This is a genomic window from Thiocystis violacea, assembly GCF_016583575.1.
GTDB classification, from domain to species: Bacteria; Pseudomonadota; Gammaproteobacteria; order Chromatiales; family Chromatiaceae; genus Thiocystis; species Thiocystis violacea.
Genome location: NZ_NRRG01000011.1, coordinates 184,580 through 193,169, shown reverse-complemented (window position 1 = coordinate 193,169; position 8,590 = coordinate 184,580). Strand labels below are relative to the sequence as shown.

General features: G+C 64.7%; 4 protein-coding genes and 1 pseudogene. 1 reads left to right on the top strand and 4 read right to left on the bottom strand.

Features of this window, described 5'->3' with window-relative positions; genetic code table 11:
- Nucleotides 1–206: 206 nt before the first annotated feature.
- Complete coding sequence (locus CKO27_RS08225) at nt 207–2,555, top strand: DEAD/DEAH box helicase (protein WP_200374390.1); 2,349 nt, start codon at nt 207–209, stop codon at nt 2,553–2,555.
- A gap of 602 nt (nt 2,556–3,157) precedes the next feature.
- Here CKO27_RS08225 and CKO27_RS24480 read toward each other — a convergent pair.
- From CKO27_RS24480 to CKO27_RS08210, 4 genes and pseudogenes are all read right to left on the bottom strand, one after another.
- Nucleotides 3,158–3,772 (bottom strand): annotated as a pseudogene (locus CKO27_RS24480) (DUF262 domain-containing protein); the annotation flags it as partial.
- 329 nt (nt 3,773–4,101) lie between these two features.
- On the bottom strand, nt 4,102–4,626 hold the full coding sequence (locus CKO27_RS08220; RefSeq protein ID WP_200374389.1) for an MOSC domain-containing protein: 525 nt from the start codon (nt 4,624–4,626) through the stop codon (nt 4,102–4,104).
- Between the two features lie 634 nt (nt 4,627–5,260).
- On the bottom strand, nt 5,261–7,828 hold the full coding sequence (locus CKO27_RS08215) for a hypothetical protein (RefSeq protein ID WP_200374388.1): 2,568 nt from the start codon (nt 7,826–7,828) through the stop codon (nt 5,261–5,263).
- On the bottom strand, nt 7,825–8,136 hold the full coding sequence (locus CKO27_RS08210) for a CHC2 zinc finger domain-containing protein (RefSeq protein ID WP_200374387.1): 312 nt from the start codon (nt 8,134–8,136) through the stop codon (nt 7,825–7,827). The genes CKO27_RS08215 and CKO27_RS08210 overlap by 4 nt, the downstream gene beginning before the upstream one ends.
- Nucleotides 8,137–8,590 lie beyond the last annotated feature (454 nt).

The following is an 8,590-nucleotide window of genomic DNA, read 5'->3' as shown; positions in this document are numbered from 1 at the left end:
CAGTCCAGGTGAGTGGCGAGCAGGGTTCGGAGCCGTTTGACGGTACGGATTTCAGACATCAGGACATTGGGGGCAGAATCTCATGGCGATGTCATTATAATCAATATCTTAATGTGAAATGCACTGTACTGAGCGTGAGTGGTTTGATATTGCCTATGCCATCGCCTTGACGATGCATCTGGCCGAGATGACGACGGAGTCTTGACATGGGAAGTGCCGACCGTTTCTACACCACCTTGACCGAACAACTCAGCCGGCGCGCAACCCGCGCAGTCTTGGGGCTGCGAGGTTTCCGCAACGATGCTTTGCGAGAGCATCTGCGATCCTTGCTCGACCAGAATGCGGGACTACCAGGCGCTTTTCTGGCCGATCCGGTCTTCGAGGCCAGCTTCGGATGGCAGCCAGCGGACTTCACCCTTGGCGGATTGGGTGGCAAGCTGCTGCATCCTGACCTCGTGCGGGCGCTGCGTGAGCCTCCACGACAGGGTTTGAGCGAGGACTACAGCTTTCCCGCTCGGCAGCGCCCCTACCGTCATCAGTTGGAAGCCTGGCGGGCCTTGCTGGAGGCCGCGCGCTCGATCCTGGTCACCAGCGGAACCGGCTCGGGCAAGACCGAGTGCTTCCTGATTCCGATCCTCAATGATCTTGCTGTCGAGCTGGAGCAGCGCCAACGGGCACCGCTGACCGGAGTCAGGGCCTTGTTCCTTTATCCGCTCAACGCCTTGATCAAGAGCCAGAAAGATCGCCTCATCGCCTGGTCAGAGCCATTCAAGGGCGGGGTCCGTTTCTGCCTTTACAACGGGGATACCCCCGACCAAGCGAAGAGCGACTGGCGCTGCGAGGTACCCGACCGCCGGACGTTGCGCACCGATCCACCGCCACTGCTGATTACCAACGCCACCATGCTGGAGTACATGCTGGTGCGGAACCAGGATCGCCCCATCCTCGATCAGTCACAGGGTCAATTACGCTGGATCGTGATCGATGAGGCGCATACCTATGTGGGTTCTCAGGCCGCCGAACTCACCTTGTTGCTCAGACGAGTTTTACATGCCTTCGGTTGTCAGGCGAGCGAGGTGCGGTTTATCGCGACATCGGCCACCTTGGGGGATGCCAGTGACGAGTCTCGTCGCCATCTTGCCGAGTTCCTGGCGGATGTCGCCGGTGTCGGCCTGGATCGTGTGCAGGTCATCGAAGGGCAGCGCGAGACACCGACCCTGCCCGAGTCGCTGCGTGAACTTAATCAGCCCTGCCCCGATCAGGATAATCTCCGCACGCTGGATCCGGCTCAATGCTTTCGTACACTCGCAAGCGATGCCCGGATGCGCAACTTGCGCGCTCGACTCGTCGAACGTCCCCGTCGGTTGAGCGAGCTGGCTCGGGAAACGCTCGGGCGTGACGATGCAGCAGCCCGGCGCGAGATGCTCGGTTGGCTGGATGTCTGCACTCAGGCATCCAATGAGAAGGACGAGGCTTTTCTACCCCTGCGTGGACATCTCTTTCAGCGCACCATCAGTGGCTTGTGGGCCTGTGCTAACGCAAGCTGTCCAGGACGCGCGAACACCAGGCTCGACGCCGCGGACTGGCCCTTTGGGGGTGTGTTCCTCGAACGGCGCGAGCATTGTCCGGATTGTCAGTCCCCCGTCTTTGACCTGGTGCAATGCGGCGAATGCCGCGCTGAGTATCTGTCCGCGGCCGAAACGCATCGTGATGGTCAGGATTGGTTGGAGTGTCGCCAGTTCGACTGGACCGAAGATGAGTTTCAGCAGGAGCTTGAGCCGCCGATCAACGACGAAGAAAGCGATGCCGAGCCTGTGATCCAGTCCGCGAAGCAACCCCGTCTGCTGACGCGGGCGGATCACGCCACGGTTCGAGACTGGGGATTGGCCGCGGACGGTCGGCTCGACACCTCAGGACAGGAAGGCATTCAGGTGCATTTGCGTCTGCCAGACGATCAGGGTCTGGAATGCGCGGTTTGTCATGAACGCGAACGAGACCGTCAGTTATTTCGACCGGTACGCATCGGCGCGCCTTTCCTGCTTGGCGCGGCCATTCCGACGCTGCTTGAGGCCATGCCGCCATTGCCGGATGGGCAAGAGGCCAGGCCACTTGATGGGCGACGCATCATTACCTTTACCGACAGTCGGCAGGGTACCGCGCGCTTTGCCGCCAAGCTTCAGCAGGAAAGCGAGCGCGATCATGTTCGGAGTCTGCTTTTCCATCAGCTTGCCGCGAGCGTTCAAGCAGTCGATCCGGAACAGGTTCAACAAGTCGAGCAAGCCATACAGGCACTAGAGCCACTTGTGGCGGCCAGTCCGGCGCTTCAGCCCGTATTGGAGCAGAAGCGAAAGGAGCTTGCGAAACTCCAGGCCCCGCCGCAGGGCCGATTGACTTGGCAAGAGGCCGAGGACAAGCTGTTTGACCTGACATGTTCGATGTCCCAGGTGTTGTTCTTCAACCCATCGAACTGGAACCGCTGGGTTGACGCCGTCTGCTCTAAGAGGCCCGCGACGTTGAACAAGAGCAAGACCGAGCGGACCGACGCCGAACCGTAGCTGAGCTCGGCGATGCGGTCGGTGATTCGCCGTGCCAGTTCCGGCGCCGTGAGGCCATTAGCGGGAAGCTCGGCGACGCGCGGGCCGGCAAAGCGCTTCCAGGCCAACCGCCGGAGGTGTTGGTCGAATGCCGTGTTGGTGGACTTAATGCGTTCCCTCAGGAGATCGAGCAGGACCCGGGCCTCGGCTTGGCGCGGCCGGGCGTCTGCGGTCTTGTCCGCCGTAGCTGTTGCGATGAGAAAACCAACCAAGTGGTACAGGACGCGATCCTCGTACCAATCTTCCAATGTCTGCGTTAGCTTTTTGAACTCCTGCCACAAGTCCCACACATTTCCCGGATTCACCTCCAGCAGCGCCTGGAACTCCAGAAACGTCGCCAGCGGATCGTTGGCCAGATCCTCCGCCTTGCGTTCGTGCTTCATACGAATGAAGACATCGAACAGGTACTCAATGCGCGCAGGAAGGTCCAAATTGCTGCTTTGCAGGAAGTACCAGTAGCCGTCCTCCTGCAAACGGCGCTCGATCAGGTCCCAATCCTGCGGGATTTGGAGTGCGTCGCGCTGCTCCAGTTGTTTGCGATCAGAACGCAGCAGCTGCGCACGGATCAACTCGGCGCTGGTCAGCGGGATGCGGCCCACGTTCAGCCTCACGAAGACCTGCACTGGATCCTGATGTTCACTAAGCTCGTACCAGATGACGCGCACGTTCGGCGCGTCGCCATCGGGGCCTGTCAGACATCTCAGCAAATCCAGCTGCAGCCCGCCGTCCCGTCCGTCAGACCAGCGCTTGATGGCCTGGTAAGCTTCGTACATGTGGTGATAGTCGATGTATTCCTGGGCCTTCTCGGGGATAGGCTGTTTGAGAAACTTGGCACTGTCAGGGCGGGTTTGGTAGGAAATCTCATAGCAGCCGCGACCGAGAAGATCCGCAAACTTCTGCAATGCGCGGAGGATCAGGTAAATCGTGGTCAGCCGCTGCTGGCCATCGACGAGTTCCCACTCGTTCGGGCCGCAGCGGCGGACGACTACTGGCTGCAGGCAATAGAAGTTCGTCGGATCGGTCTGTCGCGACGCCAGCTGGAACGTGGCCAGATCCTCCAGCAGATCCTCAACCTGTCGAGCCGTCCAGCGATAACCCCTCTGGTAGGACGGGACAAAGAATTTGTCCTGCAGGAGATCAAAGATCGAACGGAGTTGCAGCGTCGGTGGGGCTATCATGTCCAAGATAAGTCCGATTTGTTGGGTTGTTAACAGGTCGATTCTTGCCCACCGATGCTCACATGCTACTGCAACACTTTCAACGGATACGACTAGCCTTGCCAACCGAGCAGGCGGAAGACACCACTTGCGGGTGCCGGTGGCTGTTTCCCTGGTCGAACGGCGATCGCGGGGAGCCTGACTCCGATGTTGCGAGTCAATGCCTGGGGCAAAGGAACAGCGAGTGCCCTACAAGCCTATGGGTTCCGCTTAACCTTGCATTGCGGTCACCATCCAGGGCATGTCCGGCGACCGCTCCTGGGACGCAAGAGCCAGCCAGCTAGTTGAACTCAGTGGCCGCTCTCGGTTGACGACGAATCAGGCGCCTCGGCTGGACCGAGGACCATGACGCCATCCCCAACCGCGATCCGTCCGGAGCGCACGACGCGGGCCGTCAAGCCACCGTGGCCACACATCGTCTGGTATCCCCCAGCGCCCAGAACCTCCTCCATGCGCGCGCAGGGAGGACAGAGGCCGGTTCCCTCCAGAACGGCCTCCCCGATCCGGAAGCGCCGCCCCTTGAGCGCGAGCAGGTTGATCCCGGACACCACCAGGTTGCGGCGCAGGAGATCGGGCGCGGGCGGAGCACGGCCCAGCCGGGCGCCGATCACCGCCAGGTGCTCGGCCTGGATCAGGGTGACTTGGCGCGAACCGCGACCGCGGGCGCGATAGCGATCGCCCTCCAGGCCCTGGCCAGCCAAGGCTATGACGGATGGCGGCGTCCGCACGGGCGCGCGCCGCTCGGGCCGCAGACCGATCCACTCCAGGCGCCCGGAGCGCGGGAAGCAAGCCAGCCAGGCGTGGAGATCTGACATAGGATTCAGGTGAGCTGGGGTAGAGACCAACGGGGCCGGCGGCGGACACCCGCTTCATACGACCAATCGTGTCACACCGGAACCTCGACTGGAATCCGCCCTGGCCGGGAGGCTCGTCGCCCGACAACCAACGCCTTTAGCAAATCCGTCTATGACACGCCTGATCCGGCCTGTCGACCTCGACGCCTTCCACGCGGCCGCGGAGCCACGCGACCACCCCGTGTTCAGGACGGCCCTCGACCACCGTAACAGCATAGGCGAGGCGGCGCCCAAGCGATCAGGAGGTGTCGACCGGTTCTTTTCAGCGCGCCTTGTTGTGCTCTCCATTTGGGGCAACACCGATATGACCCGATCCTTGCGCCGGCTCGTGTCGGCTTGTTCCCACCAATGTTCCCATCATTGACCGCCAAAAAGAGCCTTTCCGCTTAAGGAATGTATTTTATCGTCAGCGTGTTACAGATCTGTTCCCACTGTTCCCAGATCCTGACACCACCCCCTCGGTCGTTTTGGAAACCTGCGGTGGTCGCGGCTCGGACTGGCAGACGCACAAGATGTCGGAAGTTTGTTTTCGGCACCAACCCGCTCGAAGCATCGCCGGCTTGGGTGGCTTGGGTGGCGAGTCGCCGCTCTCCCCCTACAGCTCGAGCCTGTCGAGCGGGCAGACCAGAACCGAGGCCGTCCGCTGGCCAATGCGCACCTTGCGTGTCGTGCGCTCGACCGGCTTGCCGCCGCGCGGCTCGGCGGTGCCCGAGAGCAGAAAGCCGCGTTCGAACAGTTGGCGCTTCAAGGCCGTTGGCCGCAGGTTGAGCGGCGTGTCGATGCGCCTGGAGGCACTGTAGACCGCCTCCAGGGTCGGCGTTGGGAGCAGGTAGAGCAGCGCCTTCGTGGCATCGACCCAGCCGATGTGCGGACCGCCCGGCTCATCGCCTTTCCAGCCGAGCGCCTCGGCGTGGCCCGGCGGACGACCTTCCGCCAGGCTGCGCACATGCACGGTGCCGGAGTGCAAGGCATCACCAAGGATCGCCATGAAGGTGTCGGCGGGTTGGGCGTCGGCGAGGCGTCCCTCGTGCGTCTTGGCCAGAGCCAGGATGAGCGACTCGGCCTGGCGCAGCTGCGTCTGGGCTTGCGCTGGCGCGAGGGCACCGCAGGCGCGCCAATGGTCCAACGCCTGACTGTAGCCGATGAGAAGATAGGCGGCCTGGTCCGGTGTCCGCCCCGAGAGTCCGGCCCGAAGCGCTGTCGTGCGCCACGCCTGCCATTCGGCCTTGAGCGCCTCGCTACGGGCGGAGAGATCCGCGGCCAGGGTCTGGAGGTAATCGGCCATGGCGCGGGCGAGCACACCCCGCCGGGCCAGCCCCTGCGCCTCGCTCAGGCGCGCCAGATCCAACTGACCGGGTCGCAGCGAGACCCCGAAGAGACGGGCTTGGAGACTCTCGCCGGTCGGCCACTGCTCGGCCGTGCACAGAGCCAGACCACGCGGCTTGCGCTCGTTTTGCAGGCGGATGTCGGCCGTCAGCCGTCCGCGTCCGGCGCGATTGCCGATGCCGCGGATGAGGGTCGCCACCGTCTTGTCGAGCCGCGCCTGCTCGCTGGCCGAGGGCTGCGGGGCATAGTCGTCGATGACCGCCAGGGTATCGGCGAGCAGGAAGAGCTTCAGCCCGATCGCATTGGGCGTATCGAGCCAGCTGGCCGCGAGCTGGGTGCGCTCGGCGCCAGCGCCGAAATGGGCCGCCATGAGGGCCGCCAGGGTGCTCTTCATGCTGCGGCTCGGCCCCTCCAGCCAAAGCGCGAAATCGACCCCCAGCGCTTGCGTCAGCGGGGCCAGATAGACGGTGGCGATCAAGGGCACCGCGACCTCGGGCGGTGCCAGCTGTGCACTCGCGGCACTCGCCGCGGCCGCCTCGCCGCGCTCGGCGTCGCTGGTGCTGGGCGCCGGCAGACGGTAGAGCGGCCCCAGTTCCCCGAGGTCCACCTCAATGTCGCTGACCGCGCCTTGCGCCCCGATCACCGCTCCCGCCGAGAGGTAGTACCAGGCCCCGTCGAGCCGCCGCCAACCGGTATGGGTGAAGAGGGTGCGGGTCATAACGGTCGGCGCCCCCTGATGCGACAGGAGCTGGATGGCGTATTTCAGGTGCTCCTTCGCCCCTTGGCTGGGATGAATCAGGGTCCGGGTGCCCCAGTAGCGGGCCGGCCACTCCATGCGCGCGAACGCCTCCAGGCCGAGGGTGATGGGCGGGAGCGCCTGACCGGACAGGGTACCCGTCAGGGTGAGGGTGCGTGTCTGCTCCTGTCCGTCGTCACGCAGCACCTCCTCCTGGATGGTGGCGACGAAGTTGGCCAACGGCTGCTGGACCGGCTCGCCGCCGTGGCCACGGGTGATGCGGAAGGTGCCTTCGTCCGTGACGACATAGGTCTTGGGGGCCGTGTCGGCGCGCCGATCCGGCGCCGGTTGCTTGGACGGTGCCCTCCAGGCCGAGGGGAGTGGGCCTTGAAGCTCGGGCAGGGCGTCCAGCAGCCGCGCCCGCAAGGCCGCTCGCGGCGCATCGGGGAGGGCCGGCGGGGTCAGGCCATCCCAGTCGATCCCGATCGCCGCCAGCTCGGCCCGCAGCCAATCCGCCGCCCCGGCGCCCTCGATGTCGGGTGTCCCGACCGGCGCGTGCAGCAGGCAGCGGCAGGCCGATCCGAGCCGTTCCGCCACCGCCGCAGCATAGTGCCGTCCGGGGGCATCCTGATCCGGCCAAACGAGGATCGGTCGCCCGTGCGCGGCGGCGTCCCGCAGCGGCGTCCAATCGGATTTCCCGGCGGCCTGACTCCCACCCTGGGAGGTCACCGCCGCGAGGGCGAGCGCCTGGAGGGCGCTGGCGTCCTTCTCGCCTTCCGTGACGAGGATCGGCCCGTCCCGCGCCAGGGTATCGAGCCCGAAGAGCGGGCGTGGCTCGGGCGGTGCGCCCACTGTCCAGCCGCCGCGCACCCGGCGGCGGAAGAAGGGGATGACCCGCTTGCGCCCGTCCGGGGTTTCGTAGCGGGCGACGTATCCGAGCGGGACACCGCCGTCGATCGGGAGATAGGGCCAGACCCGGGTGCCGTGCGCTATGGCCCCACCGTCCGCGTCCCGCCAGGTCGCCGGTGGCTGCCAGGGGCTCTGCGCATCTGGATCCGGGTTGAACCCCTCACACGGACCGGTCGGTGCCGGGGCGCTCATGGCCAATCTCCCGAACCCAGCCGAAACTGTTCCGCCAGATCCCGGAGGCTGCCCTGGAAGGACTGACCGGTCGAGGCCTGATGGAAGGCGAGGATGTCTCCACCCTTGGCACCACAGGCGAAGCAGCCATAGGCACCGGTCGTCAGGTGGACACGGAAGTTGCCGCGATGGCGGTCGGCATGGAAGGGACAGAGCCCTCCGTCGACCCAGCCCGCGCGCGTGGGCGTGGGCATCGTGGGGAGTACGCGGGCGTAGTAGAGCGCGGCGGGCAACGCGGCCTTGAGCACGGAGGCGGTCAGTCGTCGCATCCTCTCCCCTCCCTGACTCGCCGGCCAGCGTCCCCGCGGTTGCGCTGGGACGCTGGCCAGCTCCCGAGGCGTGGGTCTCGCACGACCACCCGCACGAGTAGGCGATGCATGACTGGTAAGAGCACGTCCAGTAAGAGTACGTCCAGACGGTGTTGAGGCGTCTGCTTGGCACACGGGCGCCAATCAATCCAATCGAATGCAGACATGGGGGTCATTCCAGGGCCATGATGGAATGACCGCAGGCGCGGCGGGGCGCGCTCCGGCGCCATGATTCCACGGATGCGCTAGAATCAGGCCGCCGGTGCTCAACCGTGGCTGCGGTCGGGCTTTGTCTCCAGGGTCTGTGAGCCCCTGGGGAACGGTTTAGTCATTCTGAGGCGGTGCGAGCGGCTGTCTCGACGGCTCCGTGATCGTGAGGATCACGGAGACGTTTTGGTGGCCCGCTCAATGGCGC

Excerpts from the sequence above, each read along its gene's own strand:
- CKO27_RS08220 (WP_200374389.1), bottom strand. The coding sequence starts at position 4,626 with ATGTCAGATCTCCACGCCTGGCTGGCTTGCTTCCCGCGCTCCGGGCGC.
- CKO27_RS08215 (WP_200374388.1), bottom strand. The coding sequence starts at position 7,828 with ATGAGCGCCCCGGCACCGACCGGTCCGTGTGAGGGGTTCAACCCGGAT.
- CKO27_RS08225 (WP_200374390.1), top strand. The coding sequence starts at position 207 with ATGGGAAGTGCCGACCGTTTCTACACCACCTTGACCGAACAACTCAGC.
- CKO27_RS08210 (WP_200374387.1), bottom strand. The coding sequence starts at position 8,136 with ATGCGACGACTGACCGCCTCCGTGCTCAAGGCCGCGTTGCCCGCCGCG.